This is a genomic window from Streptomyces sp. NPDC045899, from assembly GCF_056431485.1.
In genome coordinates this window covers 35248-51802 of sequence record NZ_JBWKKP010000011.1, presented here as the reverse complement: position 1 = coordinate 51802, position 16555 = coordinate 35248, and the positions used below count along the sequence as shown (strand labels likewise).

Here is a 16555-nt window from a genome sequence, read left to right as displayed (position 1 = left end):
CCGCCGTGAAGGGCCCGCGTCATGAACCGCCTCGGTATCGAGAGTCCCCGCGGCCTCGTGGCCTTCGCCACGCTGGCCGGGTGTCTGGTGACGATGGCGGTGGCCGCCGTCACCGGCGCCGGAGGGCCCTTTGCCGCGGCCGGGTTGCTGGGCTGCGGCTGCGACCTGCTGCTGCACCGCACCGAACCCGGGCTGATGACCCGTCTGGGGCGGCTGCACATCGGAGAGACCCTCCGCTTCGAACTGCGCTGTGTGCTGCTGCTCCTGCTGCTCGGCCGACTGCATCTGACCGGTCCGGTCGGGCTGGCCACGGCCATGACACTGGTGCTGTGCCTGGTGGCCGGGCAGGCCCTGCACGCCGCCATGCGCACCCTCATCCGCCGCCGCCGCAGACTCGCGGTCGTCACCCGCGGGATCGACCTGCGCCGGCTGGGCATCGGCGACCGGCCGCCCCGGCGGCTCACCGAATGGCCCGGCCAGCGGATGCTCACCTACGAGCTGGTCACCCTGGCGGGACTGACGGTCTCCCTGGTCACCGATGACGCCCGCTGGGTGGTGGCCGGGCTGGCCCTGGCCGCCGGCGGCTGTCTGGTGACGGTGCTCGCGCTCGTCCCGTACCTCGTCCGGGCCGTCCGGATGCCCGGCGCCGCGCAGGTGCTCGCCGAGGTCGACGCCTGGCTGATCCGCCACCGGCCGGAGACGGTCCTGTACTTCTCCGGCTCCCCGGACTCCGCGTACCAGGTCAACATGTGGCTGGAGCCCCTGGCCGCACTGCCCGCCCCGTCCCTGGTCCTGCTGCGCGAACGGCATCTGGTGCAGGAACTGGCGCCGACCCCGCTGCCGGTGCTCTGCGTCCCCAGCGCGGTGCACCTGATGAACCTGGACCTCAGCAGCGTGCGGGTCGCGCTCTACCCGGCCAACGTCGGCAAGAACATCCACCTGCTGCGCGTTCCCACCATGCAGCACGTCTTCCTCGGCCACGGCGACAGCGACAAGATCGCCAGCGTCAACCCCTACAGCAAGGTCTACGACCAGGTGTGGGTGGCGGGCGAGGCGGGGCGGCGGCGCTACGCCGAGGCCGCCGTCGGGGTCCGGGACGCCGATATCACCGAGGTCGGCCGCCCCCAGCTGGACGGCGTCCGGGTGGCCGACGGCGACCGCGCGCCCGCGCCCGTCCCCACCGTGCTGTACGCGCCCACCTGGGAAGGCTGGACCGACGAACCGGGGAACACCTCGCTCATCGCGGCCGGTGAACACCTGGTACGCCAACTGCTGGAGAGCGAACGGCCGGTCCGCGTCATCTACAAACCGCATCCGTTCACCGGCAGCCGTTCCCCCGAGGCCCGTGCCGCCCACGAACGCGTCGTCGCCCTGATCGGCGCAGCCAACGAACGGCGCGCCACCGGACCGCTGGCCCGGGAGCCGGAGGACATCACCGCCGCACGTGCGGAGGCCGCCCGTGAACTGGCCGAGCTGACCCGCCGGATCGCCGCCCTGGAGGCCCGGCTGCACCGGGCCGACGCCGACGAGGCGATGCTCACCCGCGACAGCGCCGAACCCGATCCGGCCGCCCTGGCGGAGGCAGAGGAGCTGCGGGCGCGGTGGTACCGCGCCCACCGGGACGCCGCGCCGCCCTGGCTCCACCAGGTGGCCGAGGGTCCCGCGCCCACCCTCTACCAGTGCTTCGACCAGGCCGACCTGCTGATCGGTGACATCTCCAGCGTGGTGTCCGACTTCATCGCCAGCCTCAAGCCGTACGCCCTCACCGACACCGCGCGGCTCGGCGGGACGGAGTTCCGGCGGCAGTTCACCGCGGCCCGCGCCGCGTATCTGCTCGGCCCGGACGGCTCCGGTACGGACCACCTGCTGCGGCTGCTCTTCGACCCCGGCCTGGACGAGCTGCGCACCGCCCGCCACGAGTTGAGGGAATTCCTGCTCGGCCCCGCCTCCCCGCCCTCCGTCCAGCGCTTCGGCGAGGCGGTGGCGCGTGCCGCCGCACGGGGCGAGGAGGTCATCCGGCTGCGGGAACTCCAGACCATCCGCGAGGGAGAACTCGATGAGCATCAAGGTCAGCGTGATCGTCCCGGTGCACAACACGGGCAAGACGGTCATGGACGGGTTGACCTCCTTCCGTGAACAGACCCTCCCCCGCCGGGACTTCGAGGTCATCTGGGTGGACGACGGCTCCACCGACGACACCCCCGACCTGATCGCCTCCGAGATCGCGGCCGAGGAGAACTTCCACCTGCTGCGCACCGAGAACTCCGGCTGGCCCGGCCGCCCCCGCAACATCGGCATGGACACCGCCCGGGGCGCGTACCTCCACTTCGTGGACGACGACGACCGGCTGGCCCCCGAGGCCCTGGAGCGGCTGTACGCACGGGCCGGGGAGACCGGCGCCGACATCGTCTGCGGGCGGACCGCCGGACACGGCCGCACCGTCGCCCGGGTGCTCTACACCAAGCCGATGGCGGCGGGGAACCTGCGCCGGGACACCGTGCTGCTGTCCAGCATGACCGTGCACAAGCTGTTCCGGCGGGACTTCCTCACCGCGCACGGCATCCGGTTCCCCGAGGGCCGGGTGCGGCTGGAGGACCACCTGTTCATGCTGCGCGCCTACCTCCTGGCGGAGAAGGTCGCCACCGTCCACGACTACACCTGCTACCACTGGATGCGGCGGGAGGACGGCCACCACATCAGCTTCGGCCGGATCGAACCCGAGGAGTACCTCGGCAGCGTCCGGAAGATCATCCGGATGGTGCGCGACCACGTCGAACCCGGTCCGCTGCGCGACAAGCTGATCTCCCACTGGTACGCGGGCAAGGTGCTGGCCCAGGTGCAGGGCAGGAAGTACCTCTCCCAGCCGTCCGGTTACCGCGAGGAGCTGTTCACGGCCGTGCGCTCGCTCGTCACCGACTGCGTCCCGCCCGAGGTGGACGCCAAGCTCCCCGCCAAACAGCGGGTGGTCTCCGCCCTGGTCCGCCACGGTGAGCGCGGTCCGCTGGAGACCTACGCGGCCCTGGAGGCGGGCACCACCCATGAACCCCGGCTGGAGGGGCTCCAGTGGCGCGGCGGCAGCCTCGTCGTCCGGATCAGCACCCGGCTGGTGCACACCGGCCCCCGCGGCCGCACCACCCCGGTGCTCTTCTCCCGGGCGGGCGACCGCTACCGCTGGCAGCTCCCGCCGTCGATCGCCGGACTCCCCGGGGTCGCCGAGGCCGCCGACTTCACCGCCGAGATGCGCCGGGCCACCGTCACCGGCCAGCTGAAACACCGCGACGAGGCCACCGAGTTGCTGCTGCCCACCACCCAGCGGGCCGCCGACTTCCCCGCCGCGGACGAGGACCGGCCCCGGCCCTCACTCCTGGCGCGGCTGCTGCGGCGCGGCACCGGGGAGCGCGGGGCGGCGGACTCCGCGCCCTCCGGTGAACAGCTCTACGGGGTCTGCTTCGACGCCGAGTTCACCATCGACCCGGCCACCGCGGACCCGGGCCGGCCGCTCAGCGGCGTCTGGGACGCCTACGTCCGGCTGGACTGCTGCGGCTGGACCACCGCCCGGCGGCTGGGCGCGCTGCGCGCCGGCGGGGTGGACCAGGAGCGGATGCCCGCCTTCACCGGCGGCGCCCCCTCCTTCGCCAACCCCTACTGGACCAAGGACCACGGCAATCTGAGCCTGTCGGTGGACGGTTCGCTCGATCCGCTGGGCCGCGCGGTGCGGGACGTCTCGCGGATCACCGTCACCCCCGAGGGCGACGACCTGGCCGTCACCGTCCCGCTGACCATCGCCCCACTGGACACCCGCGTACCGGTCACCGTGCGGCTGGAGCGGGACGGCGCCGATCCGCTGTGGCTGGACGGCGGGATCGCCCCGCCCGACGGCCCCGGGCTCCCCGCGCTGACCTTCCGCGTCCCCGAGCACGAGCTGGACGGCCCCTGCGCCCTGCACCTGGAGCGCGGCGACCGGTCCGGACGGCTGGGCCTGCGGCTGGCCCGGCTGCCCGGCACCGGACGCTGGTCCGTCACCCGCTAGCGGCCGGCCCCACACCCGTCCCTCATCCCCCGTCCCCCACCCTGAGCCCGCGACGGAACCCGGCCCCCCGGGCAGCCGTCGCACCCTCACCCACCGGAGCAGCCGACACCCCACCAGGAATCCCCCGGGATCCCCCAGGAGTCAGGAGCGACCATGGGCAGACCGCGCAGAGCGCGCACCACCGCCGTCGTCCTCGCGGGCGGCACCGGCCAGCGGGTCGGTCTCACCCTGCCCAAACAACTGCTGAAGATCGCCGGAAGACCGATCATCGAGCACACGCTCCAGATCTTCGAGGACGCCACGGCCGTCGACGACGTCCTGGTGATGATGACCCCGGACTTCGTGTCCGACGTGGAGAAGATCGTCGCCGAGGCCCGGTTCACCAAGGTCCGCGCGGTGCTCCCGGGCGGCGCCACCCGCAACGAGACCACCCGCGCGGCCATCGCCGCGCTCGACGCCCGGCTGGCCGACGGCGAGGATCCCGGCGTCCTGTTCCACGACGCCGTACGCCCCCTGCTGTCCACCCGCATCATCGACGACTGCGTCCAGGCCCTCACCCGCTACGACGCGGTGGACGTGGCCATCCCCTCCGCCGACACCATCGTGGTCACCCGCACCCACGGCGACGACGGCGAGTTCATCACCGACGTCCCCGACCGCTCCCGGCTGCGCCGCGGCCAGACCCCGCAGGGCTTCCGTCTCTCGGTGCTGCGGCGCGCCTACCGGCTGGCCGCCGAGGACCCGCTGTTCCACGCCACCGACGACTGCTCGGTCGTCCTGCGCTATCTGCCCGACGTCCCCATCCACGTGGTCACCGGCGACGAGCACAACATGAAGGTGACCGAGCCCGTCGACATCTTCATCGCCGACAAGCTCTTCCAGCTCGCCTCCCAGACCGCCCCCGCCCAGCCCGACGAGGCGTCCTACCGGCGGCTGCTCACCGGCAAGGTGCTGGTCGTCTTCGGCGCCAGCTACGGCATCGGCGCCGATGTGGCCGCCCTCGCCCGCGGTTACGGCGCCACCGTCTTCCCGTTCAGCCGCTCCGGCAGCGGCACCCATGTGGAGGTGGCCGCCGAGGTCGAGGAGGCCCTGCGGCACGCCCACACCACCGCCGGGCGCGTGGACTACGTCGTCAACACCGCCGGGATCCTGCGGGTCGGCGAACTCGCCCACGCCGACGCCCGCACCATCGAACTGTCCACCCTGGTCAACTATCTGGCCCCGGTGCACATCGCCCGCTGCGCCTACCCCTACCTCGCCGAGACCCAGGGGCAGCTGCTGCTCTACACCTCCAGCAGCTACACCCGCGGCCGCGCCCGCTACAGCCTCTACTCCTCCGCCAAGGCGGCCACCGTCAACCTGACGCAGGCGCTGGCCGACGAATGGGCCGCCGACCGCATCCGCGTCAACTGCGTCAACCCCGAGCGCACCCGCACCCCCATGCGGCGCCGGGCCTTCGGCGACGAACCCGCCGAGTCGCTGCTCTCCTCCGAGGCCGTCGCCCGCACCTCGATCGACGTCCTGCTGTCCCCCCTCACCGGCCATGTCATCGACGTACGCCGCCAGGACCCCCCACCCGCGGCCACCGGCGACGCCGCCTGAGCCCCCATCGCACCCCCGGAGCCCGTATGCCGCGCACACCCCGCACCGGCCCGCCCCGCGTGAGCGTGATCATCCCCGCCTACAACGCCATGCCCGAGCTCACCCGCGCCATCGACTCCGCGCGGAACCAGACCCTCGGGATCGGCCGTATCGAGATCATCGCGGTCGACGACGGCTCCACCGACGGCACCGCCGCGGAACTGGACCGGCTCGCCGCCGAGTGCCCCGCGCTGCGCGTGGTGCACCAGCCCAACAGCGGCGGCGCGGGCGGCCCCCGCAACACCGGACTCGACCTCGCCCGCGGCGACTTCGTCTTCTTCCTCGACGCCGACGACCGCCTCGGCCCGGACGCGCTGCGCCGCATGGTCGCCATGGCCGACCAGAACGGCACCGACGTGGTGCTCGGCAAGATGGTCTCCGCCAGCGGACGCGGTGTGCCGCGCGCCGTCTTCCGCCACAACCAGCTGCGCACCGACGTCTACAGCTCCCACGCCTACTCCACCCTGGGCCCCTGGAAGCTGTTCCGCCGCTCCCTGATCGAACGCCACCAGCTCCGCTTCCCGCTGTGCCGCAACGGCGAGGACAAACCCTTCACCGCCGCCGCCTACCTCAACGCCTCGGGCATCTCCGTGGTCGCCGACTACGACTGCTACTACATCGACTACCGCGAGAACGGCCAGAACCTCACCCGCACCGCCGCCGGTCTCACCGACCGCATCGACGCCATGCGCGCGCTGTTCGAGACCGCCGCCCGCTACACCCGCCCCGGCCCGCGCCGCGACACCGTCATGCGCCGCCACATCCAGTGGGAGCTGTGCGGCGCGCTGCGCGCCCTGCCGCGCGAGGACCCCATCGAGGCCCGGACCCGCTTCTTCCCCGAACTGCGCCGCTGGGCCCTGGACCACTGCTCCGACGCGCTGTTCCGCACCCTCACCGCCCCCGAGCGGCTGATGGTCCACCTGCTGCGCGCCGACCGCTTCGAGGACCTGATGGCCGTCGTCCGCGACGCGAAGCGCGACGCCGACCGCGGCCACCTCGTCGACAAGGGCCGTGTCTACTGGCTGCACCCCGCCTTCCGCGACCCCGCGGCCGACGTTCCCGACGCCTGCTTCGACGTCACCGACCGGCTGCCGGTCAGCCACCACCTGGCCGGGGCGGGCTGGCACGGCCGCAGCACCCTGCGGGTGCGCGGCACCGCGTCCATCCAGGGACTGGCCCCCGGCCCCGAGGACCGGACCGAACTGGTGCTGCGCCGCCGTGAGGCAACCGACGAACTGCGCACCGCGGTCCTCCCGGGCGAGGACGGCCGGTTCACGGCCGACGTCGACATCGCCACCGGTGACGGCGGCGCACCGCTGCGCCCCGGCGTGTGGGACCTCTACCTCGACGTCCGCGCCCAGGGCATCAGCCGCACCGTGCGGTTCGGCAGCCGCCACGACGACGGGCTGGACATCAACACCGCCCGCCGGGTGGTGGCCGCCGGACGCGGACTGCGCGCCCGGGTCAGCCCCTACTTCACCACCCCGTACGGCAATCTCTCGCTCGACATCGGCCCGGCCCCCCGGGGTGCGCCCTGCGAGGTGACCGAGGCCGTGTGGCACCCGTCCGAGAAGGGCACGCTGGTCGTCGCCGGACGGCTGCTGCCGCCCGGCAGCCCGGCCCGGGGCCGGGGTCTGCGGCTGCGGCTGCGCGCCGAACACGCCGACGGGCGGGTTCTGGACCATCCGGTGCGGTTCGCCGCGGGCCACCCGGCGGGCGCGTTCACCGCCCGGCTGTCGGTGCGCGACCTCAGCCGCGGCCGGTGGACGGTCACCCTGGCCATGACCGGGCCCGGCGGGGCCCGCGATGACGGCCCGCCGCGCGCCGCGCCGGTGCCGCCGCCCCCGCGGCTGCCCGGCGCCCGCTGGCTGCGCCGGGGCCGCCCGTACTACGCCAAACCGCTCACCGGCCACGGCCAGACGACCCTGGAGCTGCGGGTCGCCCCGGTGCGGCTGGTGGCCGCGCTGCGCAACCGGCTGCGGCGGCGCTGAGGACAGCGCCGCCGCGGATCACCAGGGGATCACCGGTCAGATGTGGGTGCGCAGCAGCGTGCGCATGGTGCGCATCGCGACCGAGAGATTGGCCAGGTCGAAGGTCTCCGAGGACTGGATCTCATCGAGGGTGGTGCGCGCCCGCTGGAGGATCGCCGCGTTCTTCTGCTCCCACGCCTTGAACCGCTGCTCGGGCGTTGAGCCGCCGTTGCCCACCGACAGAACGTCGGAGGTCAGGGCGGCCTGGGCCGCGTACAGGTCCTCACGGATGGAGACCCGGGCCATGGACTGCCACCGGTCCGCGCGCGGCAGTTCGATGATCCGGTCCATCAGCTGGCTGATCCGCAGCCGGTCGGCCAGGTCGTAGTAGACCTCGGCGACCGCCAGCGGCTCCTTGCCGGTGCGGTCCGCGATGGCCACGATGTCCAGCGTCGGGAACGCGGAGGAGAATCCGGCCACCCGGGTGGCCAGGTCCTCCGGGACCCCGGCGGCGGTCAGCTCGTCCAGGATCCGCTGGTGCCACTCGATGTCCGCGCCGCGCAGCAGCTTGGGCAGCTGAGCCCGGACCTCGGCCACCCGGTCGGCGAAGAACTCGATGGTCTCGGCCAGCTCCAGCGGCTGCGGACGGTTGTTGAGCAGCCAGCGGGTGCCGCGCTCGACCAGCCGCCGCGAGTGCAGCCGCATCTGGGTCTGGATATCGGCGGCGACCACCGTGTCCAGCGACTCGACCTCGTCCCAGATCTCCCCGAGTTCGAAGATGGCGCGGGCCGCGGTCTGGGCGCGCACCACCTCTTCGGTGGAGGCCCCGGTCTCCTCCCGCATCCGGTGCAGGAAGGTGGAACCGGCGGTGTTGACCGTGTCATTGACCAGCACCGTGGTGATGATCTCCCGGCGCAGCGCATGGCCGTCGATGTGCTCGGGGAACTGCCGCCGCAGCGCCTGCGGGAAGTAGGCGTGCAGCAGCCGCTGGAGGTACGGGTCGTCCGGGAGCCCGGTGGCGATCAGCTCCTCGGCCACCGTGATCTTGATGTAGGCCAGCAGGACGGCCAGTTCGGGCTGGGTCATCCCGCGTCCGGCGGACAGCCGCTCACGGATCTGGCGGTCGGTGGGCAGGAACTCCAGCCCCCGGTCCAGACGGCCCTCGCGGGTCAGCCGGCGCATCAGCCGCTGGTGGGCGTGGAGCAGGCTGGGGGCCTGGGCGACCGAGTTGGCCAGGGCCACGTTCTGCGCATAGTTGTTGCGCAGCACCAGCGCGCCGACCTCGTCGGTCATCTCGGCGAGGATCTTGTTGCGCTGCTTGACCGTCAGATCGCCCTCGGTGACCAGGGCGTTGAGCAGGATCTTGATGTTCACCTCGTGGTCGGAGGTGTCCACACCGGCGCTGTTGTCGATGGCGTCGGTGTTGATCTTGCCGCCGTTGGAGGCGAACTCGATCCGGCCCAGCTGGGTCAGGCCCAGGTTGCCGCCCTCGCCGACGACCTTGACCCGCAGGTCCTGGCCGTCCACCCGGATCGCGTCATTGCCCTTGTCGCCCACCTCGGCGTTGCTCTCGGTGGACGCCTTGACGTAGGTGCCGATACCGCCGTTCCACAGCAGGTCGACCGGGGCCTTGAGGATGGCCTTCATCAGATCGGCCGGGGTCATCTTGGCGACCCGTGTCTCGATGCCCAGCGCGGCCCGCACCTGCGGGGTGATCGGGATGGCCTTCGCCGACCGCGGGTGGATCCCGCCGCCCGCGGAGAGCAGCTCGGCGTCGTAGTCCTCCCAGGAGGAGCGCGACAGCTCGAACAGCCGGCGGCGCTCGGCGTAGGAGGCGGCCGCGTCCGGGGACGGGTCCAGGAAGATGTGCCGGTGGTCGAAGGCGGCGATCAGCCGGATGTGCTCGCTGAGCAGCATGCCGTTGCCGAACACGTCACCGGACATGTCACCGACGCCGACGACCGTGAAGTCCTCGGTCTGGGTGTCGTGGCCCAGCTCCCGGAAGTGGCGCTTGACCGACTCCCAGGCACCGCGGGCGGTGATGCCCATGCCCTTGTGGTCGTAACCGGCCGAACCGCCGGAGGCGAAGGCGTCACCCAGCCAGAAGCCGTACGCCTGGGCCACCTCGTTGGCGATGTCGGAGAAGGTCGCGGTGCCCTTGTCGGCGGCGACGACCAGGTAGGTGTCCTCCCCGTCGTGGCGGACGACGTCCTTCGGGGGCTCGACCTCACCGGCGACCAGGTTGTCGGTGATGTCCAGCAGACCGGAGATGAAGGTCTTGTAGCACTCGATGCCCTCGGCCAGCCAGGCGTCCCGGTCCACCGAGGGGTCCGGCAGCCGCTTGCCGACGAAGCCGCCCTTGGCGCCCACCGGCACGATGACCGTGTTCTTCACCATCTGCGCCTTGACCAGGCCCAGGATCTCGGTGCGGAAGTCCTCACGCCGGTCGGACCAGCGCAGACCACCACGGGCGACCTTGCCGAAGCGCAGGTGCACACCCTCCACCCGCGGGGAGTAGACCCAGATCTCGTACGCCGGGCGCGGCGCGGGCAGATCCGGCACCGCCTGCGGGTCCAGCTTGATGGACAGGTAGTCGTGCGGCTTGCCCTGTCCGTTCTTCTGGAAGTGGTTGGTGCGCAGAGTGGCCTTGATGAGGGTGAGGAACGAGCGCAGGATGCGGTCCTCGTCGAGCGAGGCCACCTGGTCCAGCGCCGCGTCCAGCTCCTCCAGCAGGGCGTCGGTCAGCTCGGTCCCGGCCCGCTGCCGCTCGGGCGACATCCGCGCCTCGAACAGCGACACCAGCAGCCGGGTGGTGTGGACGTTGTTGCGGAGGGTGTCCTCCATGTACGACTGGCTGAAGGTGGATCCGGCCTGCCGCAGGTACTTGGCGTACGCGCGCAGCACCATCGCCTGCCGCCAGTCCAGACCGGCGCCCAGCACCAGCTGGTTGAAGTCGTCGCTCTCGGCCTGGCCGGTCCACACCGCGGCGAATGCGTTCTGGAAGCGCTCACGGGCGTCGTCGGCCAGATCGCCGTTGTCCCGCAGCTGGGGCAGGCGCAGCCCGAAGTCGTAGATCCAGGCGGTGGTCCTGTCCGCGCAGCGCAGCTCGTACGGACGCTCGTCGACCACCTCGACGCCGAGGGTGTTGAGCACCGGCAGCACCGCGGACAGCGAGACCTGGCCGCCGGTGCTGTAGATCTTGAAGCGGCGCTCGGCGTGGGCGGCGCCCACCGGCTCGTACAGGCTGAGCGCGAAGTCCTGCGCACTGCCCTCGGCGGTCAGCCGCTCCAGGTGCTGGAGGTCGGCCACCGCACCGCGCGGGGAGTGGTCGGCCTTGTAGCCCTCGGGGAAGGCGTGCTGGTAGCGGCGGAGCAGCTCGGCCGCGCGCTCCTCGCCGACCTCGGAGACCAGGGCCTCGGAGAAGCCGTCGGCCCAGGACCGGGCGGCCTCGATCAGCCGGTTCTCGATCCGCTCCACATCGGCGTCGGTGAGATTGGGCAGCTCGCTGCCGGGCTGCACCCGGACCACGAAGTGCAGCCGGGAGAGCACCGATTCGGTGTGCAGCGCGGTGAAGTCGACCGGCGGACGGCCGGTCAGCTCCTCCAGCAGGATGTCGGTCAGCCGCAGCCGGACATCGGTGGTGAAACGATCACGCGGCAGGTAGACCAGCGCGGAGTAGTAGCGCCCGTACTCGTCCTGGCGCAGGAACAGCCGCAGCCGGCGGCGCTCCTGGAGGTAGAGCACGCTGGTCACGATGGAGCGGAGCTGATCGACCGGGGTCTGGAACAGCTCGTCGCGCGGGTAGGTCTCCAGGATCTGGAGCAGGTCCCGGCCGTCATGGCTGTTGGGCGCGAAGCCCGCGCCCGCCAGCACCTCGTCGACCTTGCGGCGGATCACCGGGACCCGGCGCACCGACTCGGTGTACGCGGCGGACGAGAACAGGCCCAGGAAGCGGCGCTCGCCGATCACATTGCCCGCGGCGTCGAACTTCTTCACGCCGATGTAGTCCAGGTAGGACGGGCGGTGCACGGTGGCGCGGCTGTTGGCCTTGGTCAGCACCAGCAGCTTGTGCTCACGGGCCTTGGCCCGGGCGTCGGCGGGCAGCCGGTTGAACGACGGGGAGACCGGGGCGGGCCCGGCGTGGGCGCTGTCGCCGCCGTCCTTGTGGGTGGGGTCGGAGCGCAGGATGCCGAGACCGGTGCCGGGCACCGCGCTCAGCACATCCTCCTCGCCACCGCTCTCGGCGGGCGCCTGCGTCAGCTCGTACTCGCGGTAGCCGATGAAGGTGAAGTGGTCGTCAGCGAGCCAGCGCAGCAGCTCACGGGCCTCCTCGATCTCCTGTTCACGGACCTCGTCGGCCTTGGGCTCCGCCGGGAGCCCCTCGGCGAGCCGGAGCGCGGACTCGCGCATCTTCTCCCAGTCCTCGACCGCCTCGCGGACGTCGGACAGGACGCGCAGCAGATCGGAGGTGATCTGCTTCAGATCGCCGCGGTCGGTCTCCCGGTCGATCTCGACGTGGATCCAGGACTCCACCACCGCGTCGTGCGGCAGCTCCCGTCCGGGCTTGCGGTCGAAGGAGACCTCCAGCAGCTCGATCAGCTTGCCGGTGATGTCACGGCGCACGATCACCTGCGGGTGGATCACGACGTGGATGCCGCGCCCCTGCCGGGTGAGCTCGTTGGTGACCGAGTCGACCAGGAACGGCATGTCGTCGGTGACCACCTCGACGACGGAGTGGCTGCACGTCCAGCCGTGCTCCTCGACGGTCGGGGTGTGCACCCGGACGTTCGCCGTACCCTGCGGCCGCGACTCCGCCAGCCGGTAGTGGGAGAGCGCCGCGCCGAAGACGTCGACCGGGTCCCGGTCTGCGAGGTCCTCGGGGGGCGTGTGCAGGTAATAGTGCTGGAGGTATTCGCTCAGGATCTCCGGGCCCGGGCCCTGAACCGGAGTCTTCCCCCCGGCAGGGCTGTTCTCAGCTACCCGGGCGGCCCGTGTGAGCAGCTCGGCCTTGGCTTCGTCCAGCTTGGTCTGCATGTCCTCTGGCTCCTGTCGCGCGCCTTTGCGTGACATCGATGGCGGTGGCGTGACGCCGCGACGCGGTGAATCCGGTCTCAGACGACGGTATGCCGGATCGCGGAATGCCCGGGGCGTACTCGGCCGTAAGTGACCAAGACCCCACGCGGCACGGGTCAGCGTCGGCCGACACCCGGTGGCGCCCCGGGCTCGGGGCGAGGGCTCCATTGCCCTCGCGGACTATCGCGCTGATCACGCAGTAAGGCTATCGCTCCTCCCCAGGGGCTCGTCATGAGCCGTTCGTGTACAAAACCGGCCCCGGAAGTTTGACGGATTGGACAGCGACGCAGGGGGCGCACGGACCCCTGGCGTGCCCACTTGGCAAAGGGGGCCCGCCCGGGCACCGTGACGTGCACGGAGATATGCCTGCAAACGTGGAGGTGGGCGGCATGGCCGCGAAGATCCTGCTGGTGACCGGTGACGCGGCCGAGTCGCTGGAGGTGCTCTATCCGTACCAGCGGCTGCGCGAGGAGGGGTACGAGGTCCATATCGCCGCCCCCGCGCGCAAGACGCTGCGCTTCGTGGTCCATGACTTCGAGGAGGGTTTCGACACCTACACCGAGAAGCCGGGTTACAGCCTTCCGGCCGATCTGTCCTTCGCCGAGGTTGACGCGGGTGACTACCTCGGTCTGGTGATCCCGGGCGGCCGGGCCCCGGAGTACCTGCGCAACGACGCCGAGCTGCGCAAGATCTGCAAGGCGTTCTTCGACGCGGACAAGCCGGTGGCCCAGATCTGCCACGGTCCGCTGCTGACGGCGGCCGTCGGCGGCCTCAGCGGACGCCGGGTCACCGCGTATCCGGCGCTGGAGCTGGACATCCAGGCCGCGGGGGCGGAGTTCCAGGACACGGAGGTCGTGGTGGACGGCACGCTGGTCTCCTCGCGGGCCTGGCCGGACCACCCGGCGTGGATGCGGGAGTTCCTGTCGGTGCTGCGGGCGAAGTCACCGGCCATCTGAGGAGCCGGGGTGTGCCGGGGCACGCCGGGGGCGCGCTGACGGCGCACTGAGGCAGAGGGGGCGCGCGGGGCAGGAGGGCCGTCTGTGGGCTCTGTGGGGCGCGCTCCGGCGCTCACGGTGCCCGGGGCGCCCCCTGCGGCCGGTCGGCGCGCCCAGGCCGCTGGTCAGGCGCGGACGACCGCACACGGCTGGTGACTCAGGGCTGGTGACTCCCGGCTGGTGACTCACGGGTGGTGACTCACGGGTGGTGATGCGCGACTGATCACGCGCGGCTTGATCGCGCGCGGCTGATCACTCGTCGGCGAGGCGCTCGGCCTCCCGGACGGCCTCGGCGAGCGTGTCCACGACCGGCACCCCGGCCGTCTGGAGGCTCGTCCGGCTGTGGGAGCCCCCGGTGTAGAGCACCGCGCGAGCGCCCGCGTGCCGGGCCGCCAGGGCGTCGTCCAGGGCGTCCCCGATCACCACGACGCGCTGCGGGGGCACTCCCTGGAGCGCCGCGAGGTGGCGCACCATCTGCTCGGCCTTGCCGGTGTTGCTCTGCCCGAGACGGCCGTCGACCCGGACGAAGTGACGCTCGATGCCATGGGTGCGCACCAGGGGCATCAGGTGGTCATGTGGCGCCAGGGAGCACAGGGACTGGGTGAGACCGGCCTCCTGCCATTCGGAGAGCAGCTCCCGGGCACCGAGCGCGAGCCCCGCGGTCTCCGCGAACACCCCGTAGTGCCGGTGGAACGCCTCGTCCATGACCTCCCACTCCTCGTCGGTGGGCAGGCGTCCCATCAGTCGCTCGTAGAAACGGGGAACGGGCACGCAGTAGAGGTCGCGGTAGCGCTCAAGGGTGATCGGCTCCAGGCCGACCTCCTGGAACGAGGCGTTCGTCGCCAGGATCACGGCCTCGATGTCGTGGAACAGCGTGCCGTTCCAGTCCCACACGATGTGGGTCACGTGCGTCTTCCCCATCCCACGACCGTACCCGGCGGGGTCAGCCGATGAGATGCGGGATTTCCTGCCGGGCGTACCAGAGCAGCTCGTGGTCCTCCGCCCCGTCCACGGTGAACTGGGCGTCGTCGTCACCGAGGTCCGCGGCGCCGAGGGCCTCGGCGGCGGCGGTGACGTCCGCGCGGGCGTCATCGGCGTCCATGTGCACCGCGGCGACCTTGGACAGCGGTACGGCGGCGGCGAGCCGCACCTCGCCCAGCGAGGACTGGTCGAGCCCGCGGTCCGGATCCGCGACGGCCTGCCCGTCGGGCACGTCCACGGCCACCACGACCCGCCGCCGGGGCACCTGCCGGTCGACGGCGAGCGCGCGCAACGACGCCTGAGCGGCGCGGCTGAGGGCGGCGTACTCCAGCTCCTCGATGTCGTCGGAGACGTACCACTCGCGCAGGGCGGGCGTGACGGCATAGGCGGTGACCGGCCCCGGCCCCAGCTCGCCCGCCTTGTACGCCTCGGCGAGACCGGAGAGGGTCAGGGGGACGTAGACGCGCATGGCAGCCGCTTTCATGAGTGACCGTTCGGGCACAGCCAGCATACGTAGTCCCCTCCGGGACAGGGGGCCGCGGGCCCGGGCCCCGGACGTCCCCCTTCGGGGGTAGCGGCAGGGGGTCCGGGCCGGACGGGAGCGGCGCCGAGGGCCCGCGGAGCGCGCGGTGCGGGGCGGGGCGTCGCCCGGATAGGTGATTCACCGGGGCCCGGCGGAAGCCCGGGCACCGCGTTGCGGAGCGGGGAAACGCGTCGGTAGAAGACTCCCGACGATGAAGCTACTGCCCGGTATCAACCGGGCCCGGCACGGCGGCGGTGAGGCAGATGCGCGAGACCGGAGTCAGCGAGGAGAGCGTACGGCGGCGGGGTGGCGGCGGGGCGGGGCGCAGCGGGCCGCCGGGGCGGCGGGACACCCGCCGCCCCCGCACCACGGCGCCGGTGTCCCGCACCGCGGCCGTCGCCGCACAGCGCCGGGAGCGGGAACGGCTGCCGCGCTACTGGTTCGCCAATCAGCTGCTGCTGACCCTCAGCGGCCGGCGCCCCGTCCACACCCTCCTGGGACACACCCTCCCGGCCGCCTACGACCTGCTGGTCGAGCTGGCCCCGCGGGCCCCGCTGCGCCCCGCGGACACCCGCGCGACGGCCCCCTACGTACAGCGCTGCGGGGAGTACCGGCCGCGGCACGGGGTGATCGAGGCGTTCGCCCGGATCGCCTCCGGCGACCGGCTCAGCGCCCTGGCGTTCCGCCTCGAACTCGGCGCCGACACCCGCTGGCGCTGCGCCGCCATCGACCTGGGCCCGGCCCTCCCCACCCTGACCCCTTCGGCCTGACCACCCCGGGGGGCCGGCAGGGGCCCGCCCCGTCCGGTGCGCCCCCGGCCGTCGGCCTGGCCCGGGTGGGCGGAGCCCGGGGCCCCAGCGGCCAGGGGCGACCCCACCCGGTCCCGGACCCGGGGAGGCCGCGGGCCAGGTGGCCCGGGGCCACATCAGGGCCGGGCGGGCCCGCGGTCTCGGCTGGCCGGGACCGGGGAGCCACAGCCGGGCCGACCAGCGCCGACCCCGGCGTCCGGCTCCACGTCCGGTCCGCCCACCCCGCTCCCGGGCACCCGCCCAGGGGCCCAGCCGGCCTCCACTCCGCCGAACGTGCCGCCCGTCGGCCCCGGCGGGGAGCCCGCGACGGGGCCGGGGTCCAGAACCCGCCCGTACGCCTGGTCCTCGGGCCGGTCCGGCGGGGCCGGGGCGGGGGCTGAGCGGCCTGGCGGACGGCCGGGGGTGCCGGACGGGCTTCGTGGCGCGGCACGGGCCCGGGGCCGGACATGGCGGCGGGGGGGGGGGGGGGGGGGGGGGGGGGAAGACGCGTCTTTCTTTTTTCCCCCCTCCCTTCTTCCTTTTTTTTTTTTTCT

Annotated in this window: 9 protein-coding genes; 6 read left to right on the top strand and 3 right to left on the bottom strand. The window is 72.6% G+C overall.

What is annotated here, in order from left to right; genetic code table 11:
- Positions 1-21: 21 nt before the first annotated feature.
- The 4 genes from AC07FT_RS17995 to AC07FT_RS17980 all read left to right on the top strand — a co-directional run bounded on the left by AC07FT_RS17995 (position 22) and on the right by AC07FT_RS17980 (position 7662).
- Complete coding sequence (locus AC07FT_RS17995) at positions 22-2136, top strand: hypothetical protein (RefSeq protein ID WP_479177038.1); 2115 nt, start codon at positions 22-24, stop codon at positions 2134-2136.
- On the top strand, positions 2057-4030 hold the full coding sequence (locus AC07FT_RS17990) for a glycosyltransferase family 2 protein (protein ID WP_479177037.1): 1974 nt from the start codon (positions 2057-2059) through the stop codon (positions 4028-4030). The genes AC07FT_RS17995 and AC07FT_RS17990 overlap by 80 nt, the downstream gene beginning before the upstream one ends.
- Before the next feature lie 153 nt (positions 4031-4183).
- The gene (locus AC07FT_RS17985; RefSeq protein ID WP_479177036.1) at positions 4184-5632 is read left to right on the top strand and encodes a D-ribitol-5-phosphate cytidylyltransferase; all 1449 of its coding nucleotides are present in this window, start codon (positions 4184-4186) and stop codon (positions 5630-5632) included.
- A 26-nt stretch (positions 5633-5658) separates the two neighbouring features.
- Positions 5659-7662: a glycosyltransferase family 2 protein gene (locus AC07FT_RS17980; RefSeq protein ID WP_479177035.1), complete on the top strand. Its 2004-nt coding sequence runs from the start codon at positions 5659-5661 to the stop codon at positions 7660-7662.
- Between the two features lie 36 nt (positions 7663-7698).
- Here the strand turns inward: AC07FT_RS17980 and AC07FT_RS17975 are convergent, their stop codons facing one another.
- On the bottom strand, positions 7699-12675 hold the full coding sequence (locus tag AC07FT_RS17975; RefSeq protein ID WP_479177034.1) for an NAD-glutamate dehydrogenase: 4977 nt from the start codon (positions 12673-12675) through the stop codon (positions 7699-7701).
- A 428-nt stretch (positions 12676-13103) separates the two neighbouring features.
- Here AC07FT_RS17975 and AC07FT_RS17970 point away from each other — a divergent pair, with 428 nt between their 5' ends.
- Entirely contained in the window at positions 13104-13670 is a 567-nt protein-coding gene (locus tag AC07FT_RS17970; protein WP_432014338.1) for a DJ-1/PfpI family protein, read from the top strand.
- A 291-nt stretch (positions 13671-13961) separates the two neighbouring features.
- Here the strand turns inward: AC07FT_RS17970 and AC07FT_RS17965 are convergent, their stop codons facing one another.
- Both AC07FT_RS17965 and AC07FT_RS17960 read right to left on the bottom strand, forming a co-directional pair.
- Positions 13962-14630: an HAD family hydrolase gene (locus tag AC07FT_RS17965; protein ID WP_479177033.1), complete on the bottom strand. Its 669-nt coding sequence runs from the start codon at positions 14628-14630 to the stop codon at positions 13962-13964.
- A gap of 22 nt (positions 14631-14652) precedes the next feature.
- A complete protein-coding gene (locus AC07FT_RS17960) occupies positions 14653-15159 on the bottom strand; it encodes a DUF6912 family protein (protein ID WP_471206813.1) in 507 nt (168 codons plus the stop codon).
- Positions 15160-15476: 317 nt separating this feature from the next.
- On the opposite strand from AC07FT_RS17960, the gene AC07FT_RS17955 reads away from it, so the two are divergent.
- Complete coding sequence (locus AC07FT_RS17955) at positions 15477-15983, top strand: Rv3235 family protein (protein WP_479177032.1); 507 nt, start codon at positions 15477-15479, stop codon at positions 15981-15983.
- The last annotated feature ends 572 nt before the right edge of the window (positions 15984-16555 follow it).